The sequence below is a fragment of the Nocardia sputi genome (assembly GCF_023501985.1).
In genome coordinates, this window is sequence record NZ_JAMFLC010000022.1 from 1 (window position 1) to 15,928 (window position 15,928).

At 65.2% G+C, this 15,928-nt stretch carries 15 protein-coding genes; 6 read left to right on the plus strand and 9 right to left on the minus strand.

Going from position 1 to position 15,928, the window contains the following annotated elements; translation table 11 throughout:
* Positions 1 to 229, plus strand: a 229-nt coding sequence (locus M8859_RS26850) for a hypothetical protein (RefSeq protein WP_249644974.1), incomplete at its 5' end; no start/stop codon positions are given.
* 234 nt (positions 230 to 463) lie between these two features.
* Here the strand turns inward: M8859_RS26850 and M8859_RS26855 are convergent.
* Both M8859_RS26855 and M8859_RS26860 read right to left on the minus strand, forming a co-directional pair.
* Positions 464 to 1,624, minus strand: coding sequence for a tyrosine-type recombinase/integrase (locus M8859_RS26855; protein ID WP_249644975.1), 1,161 nt, complete (start codon positions 1,622 to 1,624; stop codon positions 464 to 466).
* Positions 1,621 to 2,070 (minus strand): hypothetical protein, encoded by a 450-nt coding sequence (locus tag M8859_RS26860; protein ID WP_249644976.1) that lies wholly within the window; start codon positions 2,068 to 2,070, stop codon positions 1,621 to 1,623. Before M8859_RS26860 ends, M8859_RS26855 begins: the two co-directional genes overlap by 4 nt.
* Before the next feature lie 262 nt (positions 2,071 to 2,332).
* Here M8859_RS26860 and M8859_RS26865 point away from each other — a divergent pair, with 262 nt between their 5' ends.
* The 3 genes from M8859_RS26865 to M8859_RS26875 all read left to right on the plus strand — a co-directional run bounded on the left by M8859_RS26865 (position 2,333) and on the right by M8859_RS26875 (position 5,630).
* Positions 2,333 to 2,590: a helix-turn-helix domain-containing protein gene (locus M8859_RS26865; protein WP_249644977.1), complete on the plus strand. Its 258-nt coding sequence runs from the start codon at positions 2,333 to 2,335 to the stop codon at positions 2,588 to 2,590.
* 296 nt (positions 2,591 to 2,886) lie between these two features.
* Entirely contained in the window at positions 2,887 to 4,083 is a 1,197-nt protein-coding gene (locus M8859_RS26870; protein ID WP_249644978.1) for a hypothetical protein, read from the plus strand.
* 407 nt (positions 4,084 to 4,490) lie between these two features.
* Positions 4,491 to 5,630, plus strand: coding sequence for a UDP-N-acetylglucosamine--N-acetylmuramyl-(pentapeptide) pyrophosphoryl-undecaprenol N-acetylglucosamine transferase (locus M8859_RS26875; protein WP_249644979.1), 1,140 nt, complete (start codon positions 4,491 to 4,493; stop codon positions 5,628 to 5,630).
* Here the strand turns inward: M8859_RS26875 and M8859_RS26880 are convergent.
* From M8859_RS26880 to rfbB, 3 genes are read right to left on the minus strand one after another with little or no spacing between them, the layout of a single operon-like run.
* Positions 5,618 to 6,745, minus strand: a complete 1,128-nt coding sequence (locus M8859_RS26880; RefSeq protein ID WP_249644980.1) for a DegT/DnrJ/EryC1/StrS family aminotransferase — start codon at positions 6,743 to 6,745, stop codon at positions 5,618 to 5,620. The two genes, M8859_RS26875 and M8859_RS26880, sit on opposite strands and share 13 nt — an antisense overlap.
* Positions 6,742 to 7,770, minus strand: coding sequence for an ATP-grasp domain-containing protein (locus M8859_RS26885; RefSeq protein ID WP_249644981.1), 1,029 nt, complete (start codon positions 7,768 to 7,770; stop codon positions 6,742 to 6,744). Before M8859_RS26885 ends, M8859_RS26880 begins: the two co-directional genes overlap by 4 nt.
* A 1-nt stretch (position 7,771) precedes the next feature.
* A complete protein-coding gene (rfbB, locus tag M8859_RS26890; RefSeq protein WP_249644982.1) occupies positions 7,772 to 8,782 on the minus strand; it encodes a dTDP-glucose 4,6-dehydratase in 1,011 nt (336 codons plus the stop codon).
* Between the two features lie 192 nt (positions 8,783 to 8,974).
* On the opposite strand from rfbB, the gene M8859_RS26895 reads away from it, so the two are divergent.
* Positions 8,975 to 9,946, plus strand: a complete 972-nt coding sequence (locus M8859_RS26895) for a helix-turn-helix domain-containing protein (RefSeq protein ID WP_249644983.1) — start codon at positions 8,975 to 8,977, stop codon at positions 9,944 to 9,946.
* Complete coding sequence (gene def, locus M8859_RS26900) at positions 9,943 to 10,509, plus strand: peptide deformylase (protein WP_249644984.1); 567 nt, start codon at positions 9,943 to 9,945, stop codon at positions 10,507 to 10,509. Before M8859_RS26895 ends, def begins: the two co-directional genes overlap by 4 nt.
* A 504-nt stretch (positions 10,510 to 11,013) precedes the next feature.
* Here def and M8859_RS26905 read toward each other — a convergent pair.
* From M8859_RS26905 to M8859_RS26920, 4 genes are read right to left on the minus strand one after another with little or no spacing between them, the layout of a single operon-like run.
* Positions 11,014 to 11,811 (minus strand): TatD family hydrolase, encoded by a 798-nt coding sequence (locus M8859_RS26905; protein ID WP_249644985.1) that lies wholly within the window; start codon positions 11,809 to 11,811, stop codon positions 11,014 to 11,016.
* Complete coding sequence (gene qatC / locus M8859_RS26910) at positions 11,801 to 13,162, minus strand: Qat anti-phage system QueC-like protein QatC (RefSeq protein ID WP_249644986.1); 1,362 nt, start codon at positions 13,160 to 13,162, stop codon at positions 11,801 to 11,803. The genes M8859_RS26905 and qatC overlap by 11 nt, the downstream gene beginning before the upstream one ends.
* Entirely contained in the window at positions 13,159 to 13,893 is a 735-nt protein-coding gene (locus M8859_RS26915; RefSeq protein ID WP_249644987.1) for a Qat anti-phage system associated protein QatB, read from the minus strand. Before M8859_RS26915 ends, qatC begins: the two co-directional genes overlap by 4 nt.
* Positions 13,893 to 15,914: a KAP family P-loop NTPase fold protein gene (locus tag M8859_RS26920; RefSeq protein WP_283780103.1), complete on the minus strand. Its 2,022-nt coding sequence runs from the start codon at positions 15,912 to 15,914 to the stop codon at positions 13,893 to 13,895. Before M8859_RS26920 ends, M8859_RS26915 begins: the two co-directional genes overlap by 1 nt.
* Positions 15,915 to 15,928: the final 14 nt, after the last annotated feature.

The following is a 15,928-nucleotide window of genomic DNA, read 5'->3' on the forward strand; positions in this document are numbered from 1 at the left end:
CGCAACCCGTCCAGATGCGGGAACAGGACCCTCGTCGGTCCAAGATCAGAACACCCGCGACATGATGAACTATCAACCGCCCCTTCGCATCCCGAACGGGGTCAATCACGAAATCTGTGCCAGATCCAGTCTTCAGGCGGAAGCGACAGTCCAGTTCAGTGGCCCGATTGGTTATAGACACCAGGCGCTGTTGTCTGTGGTGTTGTGGCTATCGATAGAGCGACTGTGATCCGAGTAGGCGCTCTGCCTTCCCGTCTGTAGTCCGAGGTAGCCATTTCTGGCCGATGACGCCCGCTCGAGTCGACGTTCGACGATCTTGCAGGCTTACTTCGGTGCTGCGTTGCCGTCGCCACAGTTGTCTCGCCAAATCATGGCCCCAAATGGCTTCCGCCGCCCTACAAGGGCGGTTTTTCACGGGCTCGAATCGACAGCGTTGGTTCTCGCCACCGCGGGGTTCTGGGCTTCACCGCGGAGGTTGGTGGTTGGCCCATGGGTGACGAGTGTTGGTTACCGGTCGTGTCGGCGGTGGTGTGGTTGCGCGATCAAGCGGGTGGGGTTCGTTGGTGAGTGCTGCGAGTGCGTGGGCGATTTCTTCGTGGGTGGCGCGGATGTAGGTGGTGGTGGATGCGGTGTCGCCGGTGCTGTCGGTGTGGCCGGCGTAGGCGTGGGCGACGGCGTAGCCGAAGTTGCGTTCGACCCAGGTGAGGGTGGTGTGACGCAGCCAGTGGGCGCTGACGTTGTAGGCGGCGACCCAGGGCAGCTGTTCGCGCAGCCGGTTCCAAAGGTGGTCGTAGCGGCGGGAAGTCAGGTGCCGACCGTTCTGGTAGCGCAGCACTGAGGCGTTGTCGGGTTTGTCCTGACCAGAGGAGGAGGGGCGTTGGCGGATGTGGTCTTGCAGGTGGTGCATGAGGGTGGGTGAGATCGGTTGCCAACGTGTGGTTCCGCCTTTTTCGCGGAGGTAGACCTGGCTGTAGCGGGGGTCGAGGTCTCGGATGCGGAGGTTGAGCACTCCGCCTCGGCGGCAGGCGGTTTCGACGTGCAGGCGCAAGATGAGTGCGTCGAGTTCGCGGTCGTTGCCTGTGGTTGTGGCGGTGTGAAAGATTTCGGACAGTTGCTGGTCGTTGAGGGCGTGGCGGCTATTGGGCGGGCGTCGGTTTTTGGGAACGCGCAGGGCCGGGTTGTCACCGGCGAGGTAGCCGTCATCCTCGGCGTGCCGGTACACCCGCCGAATGGCGGCGAGCATGTGTTCCTGGGCGCTGTGACCACCGCGAGAGTTACGCCGCACCACAGCATGTTTCTTCACCTGTTCGGTCAGTGCCCGAATCTCGAGGGCGGTGGGCTCGGTGATCAACCGGCTGCCCCACACCTCGACAAGCCGCTTCCAGTACGGCCCGTAGTTGCGTAACGAGCCCGGGGAAGCCGCCGCCTCGACCAACGCGACGTAGGCAGCGAATGTCGGGATCGTCGTCGACCTCGGTGCGCCGACGCGCCTCATCTGAGTCGGGGACGATTTCTCGGCAGGTGCCGATCCGGTTGCGTCCGTGATGTCGAGCAGTTCTTCGGGTCGGATGCCGAGTTGGTCGAGGAGCACGCGGGCGGCGGCGACCGCAGACTTGTCTTTCACCGTGACTCCTCTGCGGTGTGTCGGTGGTGGGTGGAGAGGATGGCAGTGAGCACGTGCGGGGGATAGAGCCACACCGATGACCTGCTCACGGTGCCGACCATGAGGACTTGATCACCGGGGCGCAGCAGACATCCGCGGCGTATGTCGGCTGAGAGGAAGACCCAGCCGTCGCGCAGGGCCGCCGATCGAGGCGTCGATCCTGGTGTGAGGACGATTGCTCCGGCATCGATGCCCACCGCGAGAGTTCGTAGATCCGACCAGCCCAGCTCGTCGGTGATTCTCTTCAAGCACAAGCGGCCATGGTGGGTCATGGCCGATACCGCGTAGTGTTCGCGCTCGCCGCGGATGGGTGCCAGCGCAGCAAGATCCGGCAAGGGGAGCGCTGGGATCCGCGCCGGAACCGCCGCAGCGGGGGTGGTGCCCGCGGGCCGGGTAATCGGTGTCATACGACCCCCACCGGGCCGGCGCCAATGAACTGCATCTCGAGCTCCGATCTCTTCGCTGAAAACGGACATGCATTCACTGCAAGGTTGCCGAGAAGTGGTCATCACACGGTGTCGTGCTGAGGAGGCGGCGAGCTGACGCGCTTCGTGTGATGGGTCGCATCGCTGCGGACCAGGATTATAGGACGTTTATGCATGGGATGATAGCGCATAGGACGATTGCGCTCTGGATCAATGCGCGTGGGACGTATGTGCTTGGGCCGACATGTCCAGTCCAGGAAAGCCCGCGCTCAATCCGACTGCTGCGGCGTTCGGAGCACGCGTGCGTGCCCGTCGGACCGAACTCGGCTGGAGCCAAGAAGCCGCCGCGCATGCTTGCGGAGTCCACTGGACCTACCTCGGGCAAGTCGAACGCGGGCAGCGCAGTCCGCGGGTGGAGAACATCATGAAGTTTGCTGCTGGTCTGCAGACGACGCCAGGACAGTTAATGGATCATCTTCCTGTCCCGGCGGACTCGGTGTGAGGAAGCCGCTGTGCGCGGTCAAATGGTCAGCGCGTCGCGCTGTGGTCGCCGGTGTGGCTGTGCGCAGAGCGGTCGGCGCACATGATGGGCGGCGATCTTCAGGTCGCTTCAGTTCGTTCGATCTGATCGGTCGTCTCGGCGAGCTCTAGCAGCCAGTGGGGACGAGGTTGTGGTGCGGCATCCTTGCGCCGTTGGTGTTCAGTGACCTATTCGGGGTTCGAGGCGGACATCTGCCTCCCGCGTCGTGTGGGTGACCGTCGTGGTGTCAGCGGTGGGGATGCTGTTCGATAGGTGTCGTGGACAGTGTCGACTTCGCGCGGGTCGTAGCGGAATTCGGTCCCGGCTCCGCGCTGCTGGTCGAGCCGGGATCCTCGGCCGCGGCCCATGTGCCGGCGCGGTGGGCCGGGATCGCAGCGGGTGGGGATTCGCACGCCCGGCGCGCGGCCGCGGTGGCTCTGTGGAATCTCGACTTGTTCGTCGAGGTGCTGCCGCGGTTCGGGGTTGTGTTGGAGGAATGCCTCGACGATGTGCGGGTCTGCCTGCTGCGTGGTGACTGGGTGCTGCTGTATGCGCTGCGCAAGCCGTTTCAGCCGCACGAGTTCCGTATCGGATGGGATCCGGAAACGTTTGGCACCGACCGGCCGCCGTATTGGGACGCGCTGCCCGATGCGCTACGGGTGTTCCTCACCACGGTGCACGCGGGTTTCACCGATCTCGATGGGGTTTCCTATGGTCCCACCCGCCCCCGGGGCATGCAGACCTATTCCGTGCTGAACTTGCCTGAGGCCGTGCGTAATTGGGAAACGAACGAGGACATTCCGGGTGACCGGGCGATGCTCATCGCCAAAGGATTGGGCGATACCCGCTACTTCGTCTCGCCCGACCTGCCCCGAGGCGCCATCGGCTGGGAGGCCGACGGCCACATGGAGCGGCCACTGGACTTCGCTGGAACCTTTGACGAACTGATGAGCTACGGCTTCCAGCTCAAGCGCGATCGCCCACCCGAGACCACCGCGCCCGAGACACCGCCGACACCCGAAGAATTGCGGCAGGCGATCATGTCCCTGCCCAGGGCGGCGCGGGCGGTCGTGTGGAACCGCGAACTCACCGAGGACGCCGCGCGCGACCGTATCCGCGATCTCGTCGCCGAGCTGCTCGACGCGCTGGGCAGGCAGATGCGCATCCGCCCGCAGGAAGGCCTCGACGGCGAGACGATACTGCCGTTCGATGACGACGCGGGCAACATCTACCAGGTCGACCGACTCGAGGCCCGCTACTTCCTCGACCCACCCGCCCTCGACCGCGCCGACATCTACCCGCCAGTGATCGTCCGGATCTGGGAGCAGCAGGGCTGGACTGTGACGCTGTCCACCGACCCTGACGGCATCGTCACCCACGCCCGCACCTCCGACTGGTACGAACTGACCCTGACCCACCGTGACGACACGTTGCGTCTGTCTGTTGCATCGCCAGGTTTCCACCGACCACACTGATCACTCGGCGGTATGCGACGACCGCAACCACTCGAGCCAGTGGACTCGCTCAGATGCGGCCGAACCTGGCCTCTGCCTTCCAAACCCCGCACCGGCATCCGCACTGCAAGCTCCCAGAACTCCTTGCCGCCGTGCCAAGGCGAGCCAACTGGACCCTCTGAAAAGGCGGGACTGGCCGCCCGTGCTCTGTGTGTGCCCACGACCTTGTCCTGCCTGCCGGGAAAGCGGTCGCTGACGACTCCTAGCCGGTGTCCGCGCGAGGCGGGATCGCGCCGCTTGCATGGGGATGGTCCGGTCGGACTGATAATCTCGTGCACTCCAGGGGAATGGACCTCGGCGCTATTACTGGGAGTGCAGCCATCGACGGGAACTCGGCAGTTTCGCCGCATTCGGAGGTTCGGCTGATCGTGGCGGCCGGTGGCACTGGCGGGCATATCTATCCCGCGGTCACCACAGTGCGCGCGCTGCGTGAGGAACTGGCCAGCAGCGGGCGTCGGCTCGAGGTGTTGTGGATCGGGCAGGCCGGCGGGTTGGAATCGAGGATCGCGGCCGGCGAGGGTATCCGGTTCGCTGCGGTGGCGACGGGCAAGATCCGTCGCGCGGCTAATCCGTTGAAGATGGTGACTCGCGCCAACGTTGCGGACATGCTGCGTGTTCCGCGCGGTATCGCCGAGGCGTGGCGGACGGTGGGCCGGTTCCAACCAGATGTGGTGCTCGCGACCGGTGGGTACGTCACCGTGCCGGTCGGGTTGGCGGCGTGGCTGCGGCGTCGGCCGCTGGTGGTGCACGAGCAGACTGTCCGTTTGGGCCTAGCCAATCGGGTGCTGGCCCGTCTTGGGGCTCGCGTGGCCCTGTCGTCGGAGTCCAGTCTGGCGTTGCTGCCCCACCGCGCCGCGGCGAAGTCCGCGGTCACCGGTAACCCTGTTCGGCCGGAGTTGTTCGACGGTGACGCTGACAAAGCTGTCGCCGCTCTAGGCGCTGACGGTTTCGACCGCAGCTTGCCGACCGTCTATGTCACTGGTGGTGCCCAAGGCGCGGTCCAGATCAACCGTGTCGTGCGGGAGCTGTTGCCGTGGCTGCTCCAGCGAGCCAACGTGATCCATCAATGCGGCAAGACATCGATCATCGAACTCCGCGATCACGCCGCCACCCTCGACGCAGCGTTGCGCGGACGGTATGTGGTCACCGACTTCATCGGCCCGGAGTTGGCGGATGTGTTCGCGTTGGCTGAGGTGGTCATCTCGCGCAGCGGCGCGGGCACCATCGCTGAGCTCACCGCGCTGGGGAAGGCATCGGTGTTGATCCCTTTGGCGTCCTCGGCGGGCAACGAGCAAACCCACAACGCCACCACCCTCGCCGAACATACAGCGGCAGTCGCGCTGCTCGGGGACGTCTCGGCACAGGCCTTGCGGGAAGCGATCGAACCGCTGCTCGGCGACCCTGGCCGCCGAGCAGCGATAGCCGCGCGTGCTCGCGAGCACGGGCGACCTGACGCAGCGAGGGCACTGACAAACCTGCTGATCTGCGTCGCTGGTCAAGACCGCTGACAGGTGGTGATCGCATCCCGGAGTACCGCCACGACCCGGGCGACGTCCGGTTCGGTCATAACCGGATGGAACGGCAGGCTCATGATCTCGCGGGCCGTCGCCTCGGTGACCGGCAGCGGCCGCGACCATCGGGTGAATGCTGGCTGGGTGTGGTTGGGCGGGTAGTGGACCCCGACACCGATTCCGCGGTCACGCATGAACTCGAACACGCTGTCGCGGTTGGCGACTCGTACCACGCAGTTGAACGGCACACTGTGCTGCACATCGACGTCGACCAACCTCACGCCGTCCACGGCCGCCAGCGCGCGGGCATAGGCACGCCACAACGTCTTGCGGGCGGTTTCGATCGAGTCGAAACGGGCCAGTTGCGCACTCCCGATGACCGCATGCAGCGCTGAGAGGTGGTAACGCCACCCGAAACTGTCGACGTTGTAGGTGGTCGAGCGGATACGGGCGGCTTGAGACTGGCTGACCCCCAGCAGCCGCAGGGTGCGTGCTCGATCGGCTTGCTCAGGTGTGCGGGGGATCAACGCGCCGCCTTCGCCGCAGGTCAAGTTCTTGATCGGTCCGAAGGAGAACGCTGTCAGCGCGCCGGTGGCGCCGACCCGGACCGGACCGAGGCGGGAGCCGAAGGCGTGCGCGGCATCCTCGACCACCGTGATACCTCGCTCAGACAACTCTGAGCGCAGGTCGCTGAGGTCGATTGCGCGGCCGCCGTAGAGGACGGGCACCACCGCGCGGGTGCGGGGCGTGATCGCTTCGCGCACTGTGGTGCTGGTGACGCACAGTGTGGTGGCGTCGATGTCGGCAAATCGAGGCTGCGCGCCGGTCATCAGAACCGCATGCACGGTGGCGCAGAACGTCTGTGACGGCACCACAACCTCATCACCGGGCCCTACACCGGTCAGCAGCAGCCCGAGATGAAGTGCGGCGGTGCACGAGGAAACCGCCACCACCTGCGGTACACCCAGAAACTGCGCCAATTCGGACTCGAACGTTTCGGTCGCGGCGTTGTGACCGTACTGCCCGGCCCGCAGCGCCTCGATCACCGCGGCGAATTCCGAGCCGTGCAGAAACGGGGCGGCGTTCCTGCTCACAGGGTCGGTATTCGTCATCGTCGCTCCTTCCATGAGCCGTCAGCAACACCGATATCTCTGGTTGAGCTGATTGCTCCCAATCGGGCGGTTTCGGTGATTGCCAGGGTCGTGGTGGCTTTGGTCAGCCGAACGCCAGGCCTGTAGGTCAACCGATCGTGGTCGATGCGGCGTTGCCACAGTCCCGCCAGTGTCTGGCCAACCAGGTCCGCGCCAGCCGCTTCGGCGAGCAGGAACCCTCCCGCGATCCGGGCATTCATTTCGGTGATGACCACCCGCTCACCGCCGCCGTCAACCAAAAACCCTTGGACGCAGCACAATCCGGACGCTTGGACCGCCTGCAACGTCTCGATCACTCGGTCGTGCGCTCGGTGGTCGTGAAAGGTTTCACTGACCATCGATAGTCCGCCTTTGGTGAGCAGCCGATACCGCAGGACGGCCGATGCTCGGCCATCGCGGTCGACCACGCAGTCCGCGGTGAACTCGCGCCCGTCGAGTTTGATTTGAACGATCGGATCAGCCACCAGCTCGCACAGCAGGCGGGCTTGCTCGCGCGTCGAGCAGAACACCACATTCTTCGACCCCTGACCGCGCCGCGGCTTCACCACCAACGCGACCCCGTCCGGTACATCGCCGATCTCCGAGGGCAGCCAACTGGCCGGAGTGGGAATGTTGTGGTCGGTCAGTAGTCGATGGAACAGCGCCTTGTCCAGACACGCCTGGACCGCGGGCAGCGAGGGAAGCCACGTGCGCACCCGGGCCTTCTCCAGTGCGCTGCTCATGGCCAGTAGGTGGGGCAGTTCGGATTCGACGGTCGGCCAGAGCGCGTCCGCTCGAGTTTCCCGGCACAGCGCGAGCAGTCTGCTGGGGTAGTCGGCTGCTGTGACCGGTGGCGTCAGTCGCGGGGTCACGCCGGGCAGCAGGAGCCCGTTGGCGAGTGGATCGGCGTCGGTGGCGATGACGTCACAACCGAGTTCGAGCAGCTGGCGCGCCAGGTCGAAGCCGGGCTGGCCACCGACGCCGGTGACCAGAACACGCTGTGTCATCTCACTGACCGCCCGCCGCATCGAGTGTGATCGCCGCGATCGGCGCCGATGGATCCCGGGGCAGTGGCGCCCACCGGCTGGGGTTGTCGCGATACCAGCGGACGGTATCGGCCAGTGCCTGCTCGAACGCGCGCGTGGGCTGGTAGCCGAGCGCGGCGATCTTCGACCAATCCATCGCGTAGCGGCGGTCGTTGCTACGCCGATCCGGGATGTTGCGGACACGGTCCCACCCCAAGCCGAGTTCGGCGAGGATCCGGTCGGTCAGTTCGTGGTTGGTGAGATCGGTGCCGCCGCCGAGGTTGTACACCTCGCCCGGCGCCCCTTCCCGCAGCACGAGCTCCAGGCCTTGACAGTTGTCCTCGACCGGCAACCAATTGCGGACATGCCCGCCGTCGCCGTGCAACGTCACCGGTTCGCCCTCGAGCAGGCGGGTGATGAACAGGGGAATGATCTTTTCCGGATGCTGTCCCGGACCGAAGTTGTTGCTGGACCGGGTGATACATACCGGGACACCGAAGGTGCGGTGATACGACATCGCCACCAGGTCCGACGCCGCCTTCGACGCCGCGTAGGGGACTGTCGGCTGCAGCGGGTACTGCTCTGTCGCGGCACCGAAGGCCAGCGGCCCGTACACCTCATCGGTGGAGACATGCACGAACTTGCCGATCCCGTGCCGCATCGCGGCCTCCAGCAGCACCTGCGTGCCCAGCACGTTCGTGGTCAGGAAGTTGCCTGCCTGATAGAAGCTGCGGTCCACATGCGACTCGGCAGCCAGATGAATCACTGCGGTGTGGGTGCGCATCAGGGAGTCGACCAACCGCGCGTCGAGGATGTTGCCCTCCACGAACCGCAGCCGCGGCGAGCCGAGGACGTCTGCCAGGTTGTCGCGGTGGCCGGCGTAGGTCAGCGCGTCGAGGACCGTCACCTCGAACTCGGAATTACGGCGCAGCAGCCGACGCACCACATGCGAGCCGATGAAGCCCGCCCCACCGGTGACGAGTACCTTGTTCATTCTCTATCCCCTCCTGAATCGGCAACAGCCGAGTGTGTTTCAGCCGCAGCGCCACCGTGGTTGACGGTGGCCGACCGGCTGCGGTCAGGGGTTCAGTGAATCGGTGGCGCTGGGGGTGAGGGAATGCTGAACTGGACTCACTCACGGTTCATTCCATTCACGCGATCACGCCGAAGTCCGGGGGCTCAAGGGTTGGACACACCACAGCGACAGCAGACCATCGGCGTCGAACAGGCCGCCGAAGCCTTCGCCGCCGAAGTCGCCTACTGGCGCGACGTCAAAGGACTGGCGAAGAAAGCCCTCGCAGCGAGGATGGGTTTCGACGCCTCCTACGTGAGCCACATCGAATCCGGCCGCCATCGTCCGACTGAGGACTTTGCCCGCCGCGCCGATGTGGCCCTTGAGTCAGGCACCGCGATCTGGAAGCGCTGGCGCGACTATGAGACCGCCAAACTCCATGCATCCAAGCCCACACCGACAGCCACACCGGGCTTGTCGAGCCAGTACCCCGGAACCGATCTTGTCGTCGAGCACGACGCCGCCCGCCTCGACTACGACGGCACCGTCTACCGGCTCACGATGCGCCGGCTGCTGCGCAACATCGGAGTCGAGCCGATCACGCGCTTCCTCATCCGCATCAGCGTCGACCGGTACCCTGGCGAGCCCGAACGATCCAAACAGCACTACCGGCACAATCCACTGACCTGGGACGAACTGGAACTGACGGCGGCCTGTCAGGGGGAGCGGATGCGGTGGGAGGCCAAGCACGACCACGACGCGTTCAAAGAAGTGTGGCTGCTGTTCGAAAACGACAATGCCCGATTCCCGCTGTATCCGGGCGATTCGGTGTGGATCGACTACGTCTACAGTGTCGGCGACACCAAATGGGGCCGCTGGTTCCAACGGGCCGTACGCCTGCCCACCGAGCGACTGGAGGTCACCCTGGCATTCCCAATCGCGCTCACCCCCGCCGTGTGGGGTATCGAAACATCGATGACCGCCGACGCCAGACCACTGCCCACCGCACCGACCAGACACGACGACAACGACACCGCGATCTTCACCTGGAACACAACCCGACCACCGCTACACACCCGATACCGGATGGAATGGCGATTCCGATCCTCACCCGAGGCAACCACGCAGGGAAGGAAGCAACCGTGATCGAAACCAAACCCAGCGACGCCATGCGCGGAATCGGAATCGTCCAATCAGCTAGCCCCATACTCCACCAACCCACCCAGCCGCTGAACCTCCCCGCCGAGCAGGACCTTGCCACGGCGATCGTCAACGACCTCACCGACGCCATGCACCGCGCCCGCCACATCCACAACTTCGCCAAAGGCATGGGCATCGCCGCACCACAACTCGGCATCAGCCGCAGAGTCGCCGTCGTCCAACCACCCGAACCGAACGCACCGGTTATTACCCTGATCAACCCCACCGTCGTCGCTCGCTCCGATGAGGAAGACGAGCAGTACGAAGGGTGCCTCAGCTTCTTCGACGTCCGCGGAAAAGTACCACGACCACTGCGAATCGACGTCCAGACAGCCGCCCTCACCGGGGAAATCCGACGGGCGCAGTACCACGACGGCCTCGCAAGACTTATCCAGCACGAGATCGATCACCTCGACGGCGTCCTCTACACCGCACGCATGAGACCCACAATCCAGCCGATACCGGTCGAGCAATACCGCCAAACTGGCCACAGCTGGAGCTACGAGTAGCACCAGCAGGCCAGCGGCGACCCGCAGCACTTGCGCACGCGGTCCACCCAGTTCTTCCGGGATCGGAGCCGCGGCCAGCACGCTGGCCAAACAGCAAGACGGAATCCTCCATGGAATACGCTCGCGGAACAGCGGTCACCACTACCTCACCAACAAGGAATCCGCAGCTGCTATCCGGTTCCTCCGACGGTCGGAGACACAACGCCCCGCGGACAACCGAGACCTCTGGGGGAACTGGCTACCGTCCTTCGGCGAGCATATGGGATGGGATCATGCGGACACGCTCCTCGCACGGCATCGCCTTGCCTACTGGCGTGGAGAGAGTGCGGATCCGCATACCGCCGTCGCCGACTTCGAAAGCATACTGGCCGCTCGAACCACCCACCTGGGGACCGCTGCACCCGTATACCCTCGACGGGGGCATAGATCAGCCAGCGTGGGTATCTTGCAGGATGCGACGCTGTCGTGCGGCTCCCCACAGTGTTGGTCGTCGTGGTGCGGCGGTCAGGGTTGGCCCGGGACGTCTCGGTGATGGTCGGCGGCAGCAGCGTTCAGTCCTCGCAGGAGTTGTTGCTGGTTTGCGCAGACCGTGGCGTGAGCGTGTTGTTCGCTGACCTGCCACAGGGAGGCCAGGGCCCCGACGATGGCTGCGATATCTGCGGGTTTGGTTTCGCGAGATCGCAGACGTGTGTGGGGGCCGTCGGTTTCGAGCAGAATGCGGTCGACGGGCAGACGCGACACCAGTGTCGCGGATTTGCGGGAGGCGAGCATCGCGGGGTTGATCGAGAAGTACATCCCGGCGGCCAGGGCGTCCTCGACGGGGCCGAGGGGCCCGGTGTACCAGTGCAGGATGGCGGGGATCCGCGCTTGAGCGAGTCTGGTGATGGTGTCGCGTTCGGCGCCGCGGCTATGGACTGTGACCGGTGTGGTGCGCAGTCGTGGTTCGGCGAGGATGGCTTCGAAAGCATGTATCTGCGCGGTTTTGGTCGCTAGCGCGTGGCGGCTGAAGTCGAGTCCGATCTCGCCGACCCAGTTGGCCTGGGGGAGCAGACGCAAGAACCGCAGCAGGTCGCCGGTGCCGAGGTTGCCCACGCGCATCGGGTGGTATCCGACGGCGACCTCGACGCCGGGGCGGCGGCCGAGGCGAGTGCGCAGGATTCGATATCGGCCCGGGTCCTCGGTGACGGCCACGACGTGGACCCCGGCCTGGTTGGCGCGTTCGAGTTCGGCGAGCGGATCGTGGTAGGCGTCGAGGTGGCAGTGGGTGTCGAGCAACCATCGCGCCGGTATCTCAGTCGTCACTATCGGCCATTATGTCGAGTAGCTGGTTTCCGGGGCCGTGGGACAGCCAGTGTCGCAGTTCGGCGAGGCCACGGCGCCAGACGCCGAGGAATGCCTCGTGTTCTCCCTTCGGGATCGGACCATTCCTCAGAACGTCATGGTCGGGGCGTTCGGCGAACGCGCCGGTAAGGACCGCCCGTAGGTCTGCTCCGCGTCGGCGTCGCGGGGTCATCAAGTAGTCGCGGTCGTCAGGGTCGAACACGTCCCAGGCGTGGGGTTCGTCGTCCCAGCCCACATGGGCGAGGGAGGCGCGTCGGATCAGGCACGGGAAGCAGTATCCGCAATTGCCTTGGCGACGTCCGACGTAGCGGGCGGCTTCGGGATGCGAGCAGGACACGCTCTCGGGTGCCAGGTGTCGTAGCAGGGTGGGGTTGGCCGAGCCGGCCAGGATCTCGCCTTTGGTCGCGTGCCGGTAGGGATTCAGGATCGGATTGGTGATTTCGAGGGCTTCGGCGGCTTCGGCGAGACGGGCCAGGAAGTGCGGGTGGGTGGTGCGGGTGCTGGCGCTGCCGACTCGGGCGCTGGTCAATGGGACGTTGATCCCGATGAACCCGTTCTCCGGGATGTAGACCGGGGTACCGGGTCCGCAGGCGGAGGCCATCGCCAGTGCTGTTGTCAAGAACAGCAGCGAGCGTGATCGTGTGGTGTTCTCCCGTGCGCGGGGCAAGGGCCGGGCCTGGCTAGGGTGTTTAGGCGCCGGTCGCAGGTGCAGACGCCGTGACACGATCCGGTCGGATCCGTAGGTTTCCACGAGTGCGTCGAGCAGGTTCTGTTGCGCGGTGGAGGCCTGGCCTCCCTCGTGATGGGACAGCAGACATACCCGTATTTCGGGCGACCTTTCGAGCAGATCAATTGCGCCGCACAAGGAATCCAGGCCGCCGGAGAACAGACAAATCGCGTCCACGTCGAGTCCTATGGTGCTCTCGCGCACCGGGTTGCGGTCAATGCCGGTGAATGGATGGCGGGATTGGCGGTAGGGCTCAAGGGTCCAGCGGTCCCCGGTCAGAAAACCCAGAGTCGAGGCCAGGTCGGTTTGCCGCCATGGGGCCGGGTCGGCGGTCGGTATCTCGAGGGTGAGCTGTCGGGTCCACAGATCCGGGGCCAGCGCTCTGCGGGTGGTTTTGTCGGCGCAGTACACCGCGGCGCCCAGGACAAGCAGATCGGCCGCGGCGCGGGTGGGCCGCCAACCCTGATAGAACTCTCGACTGGCCTGGATCGTGGCCGCCGAGCGGCCCGGTGCCCAGTCCAGCAACCGGACCCCGGCGGCGGTGATCGGTTCGGCCGGATCGGTACGGACCCGCAAGGTGGTCATGGTGCCTCGTCGATCAGATGCTCGAGGGTGTCGTAGACGGTGCGGAAGCAGTTCGCGGCGATCTCGCGGCCTTCGGCACCGGCCCAGTCGACGGTGAAGGGGTCTTCGGGCAAACTCAAACTGACGAAACCTTTAATCAATTCGCGGACCTGCTCGTCGGCGCGTTGCACCGCGGTAGGGTCGGTGATCGCGCCGAGTCGCTCTGCCAGGACAGGGATCTTGTTGTAGATATAGTGCGACAGGAACAGTTCCAGCATTTCCACCACTCCCTCCCGCGACACTGCGGCAGTGAACTCCTCACCCAACTCCTCGAAGGTGTCGGCTTCGGCGAAGAGAAGATCCAGCACCTCGCAGGTGGCATCACGCGCAGCTTGGGAGTCCAACTCGTCACCGTCACCGGCGATGAAGGTCACCAGCTGATCGAGTACGTCGAACCGGGTACCCCCGACGAGACCGGAGAGCCCGAGGCCTGCCAGCGTGTCGGCGAACCCGACGTCACTGGCTCCCGCCAGCAGAGTGCCTAGCCGCTGCACGCCGATGGTTCCCGCACGTGCTGCGGCTGCGGCCGCGGCCGCGCCGCCGAGTACTGGAACGTGATGGGCGAGTAGTCTCTCGGCGAGCGCGTCGGAGCCGGCCCCGACGCGCACACCGCGGACATAGGACGAGGCGGCGTGCTTGAGTGGTGTCCACGCCCCGCCCCGCCCCGCGGTGCGGTCGGCGGAGGTACCCACTACCGGCCGCTTCGCGGCACGCGTCGCGCGGCGGTTACCACCGATTTCAGCTGGGGGATTTCGCTGTTCTGCCAGTAGTCGAGAACCGCGACTGCGGTCGGTTCATCAGCGGGCAGCCGTTTGACGGCGGTGGGCACCTTCGCCAGCGGTACAGCACTGGCCGGGAGCTTGAGCAGTTTGCCACATATCGTCGGCACAACGTCGCGGCAGCGCTCGGCGATTTCGAGGACCGCGACGAACGCCGGGCCGCCGGGCTGGCGTTCCAGCATGTGCAGCAACGCCTCCACCAATTGGGCGCGCTCGCCCGGCGGCAGAGCGGTGATCTGCTGGCATGCCCCGCGGCGCAGCGCCTCGACTTCGCTTTGCACCTTGGTCAGCAACTCCTGCAGCTGTTGGGTCAAACGAGCGACCGCGACACCGAGACTGAGTTTGTCACGCGAGTAGGTGAAGTACGGTCGAAGATCGGTGCTGGCCAGACTCGGGGCCAAACGCAGCCATGCGCGCACATGCGGTTTGCTCATCCACGCCTGCAGATCCTCGTCTATGGCGGGCAGTGCCGGTTCGCTACCAGCTCGGGGCGCAGCATTTTCAGCCTCACCCGAAGAGGACGTTCGCGTGCGGCGCGAACGAGGAGGCTGTTCGTCGCCCGCCGCAGACCCGTCCTCGCTCCCACGTTCGCGGGCAACACCTGCGGTGGGCTCGCTCGCGGCGGCGGCCTCGGCGATCGCGAGTTCCGGGATCGGTCCCTGTGCCTGCACCTGCCAGCCGAACAGCCGTTGAAAATCGGTCAGATACTGGGCTTCGAGCACCATCAACTTGGCCAGTACCGGCCGCTCGAGCGAGATGCCCCGACGCTCGGCACTGCGATATTTCAGCATCAGATCGTTCAGGAAACGCTTGAGCTGGCGAGGGTTGCCCCGCAGACCACCGCCGAGAACCTCGGAAATACCCGCCGCCCAGGACAAGTCGGCGATTAGCCCCGGCGGGACCTCGCCGACGACCTCCCCGCAGATACCAACGTTGAACGCCACATGAAGGTTTCCCTCGGCCCGGATCGTACGGGTCTTGTCCACAACCCTCTCGAACTGCTCGGCACCCAGATGCAGTTGCGCCAGCAGCAGATTCATGTAGGTATCGGCTTCCGGCGCGGACAGCTGCGGCACACTGACCCGCAACTGCAACATCTTCTCAAGATATTTCGCGCCCAACCCGGTGCCCTCGCGCACCAACTCCGGATACCGCGAATCAATCGCCGATTGCACAATCTCCTCGTTGGCCGCGATCACGAACGCCGTCTTCTCGGTGTTGACAAACAACCTGATCGCCTCGAAGGTATCGACCACAGTGTCGGGCAAGCACCGATCCAGATCATCGATGAATACCACCACGGCTTTCACCTCCGACAGACTCGTCATGAGGTCCCTGAACTGCGCGCGGAAGGACCCGACGTCGCTCACCCGCTCCCGTGCGACCGCCTCAGCCGCCGGTTCCACTGGGTCGACCAACCGCTCGGCCCCCGCACGGGCGCCTGCGGTCACCGCATCGCCGACGAACCCCGCCAAGTCCGGATCGATGTTCTGGTCGACTGCTTGCATCGCCAACGGTGCCAGCTGAGGTGCGGCGTTCAAGAACGTGCGCGCCGCCTTGCGGCCGTACCGCCGCAGCCGGGGCAAGCGTTTTCGAAGCTGCTCGACCTGCTCCTGAGCTTGCGCGTCATCCGTGATCCGCTCGTCGATGACATCGAGGATGGCGTTCATCAGCGCCACCTTGACGTCGTCGTAGTCCTCGTACTGCCATGGACTGAACTGCACACACAAATACGGTGAGCTCTGCTCAGGACCGCCCTCGGCTTCGAGTTCCGCGCAGGTCAACGCCATCAACGAACTCTTGCCCGAACCCCAATCACCGAGCAACCCGATCGTCAACGGCAACAACCGCGACTCGGTGACCGCGACGAACAAGGTATCGACCAAGAAATCGAACCCCAGCAGATCGATATCGGCCTCATTGTCGGCCCACATGAATTACTCCCGAT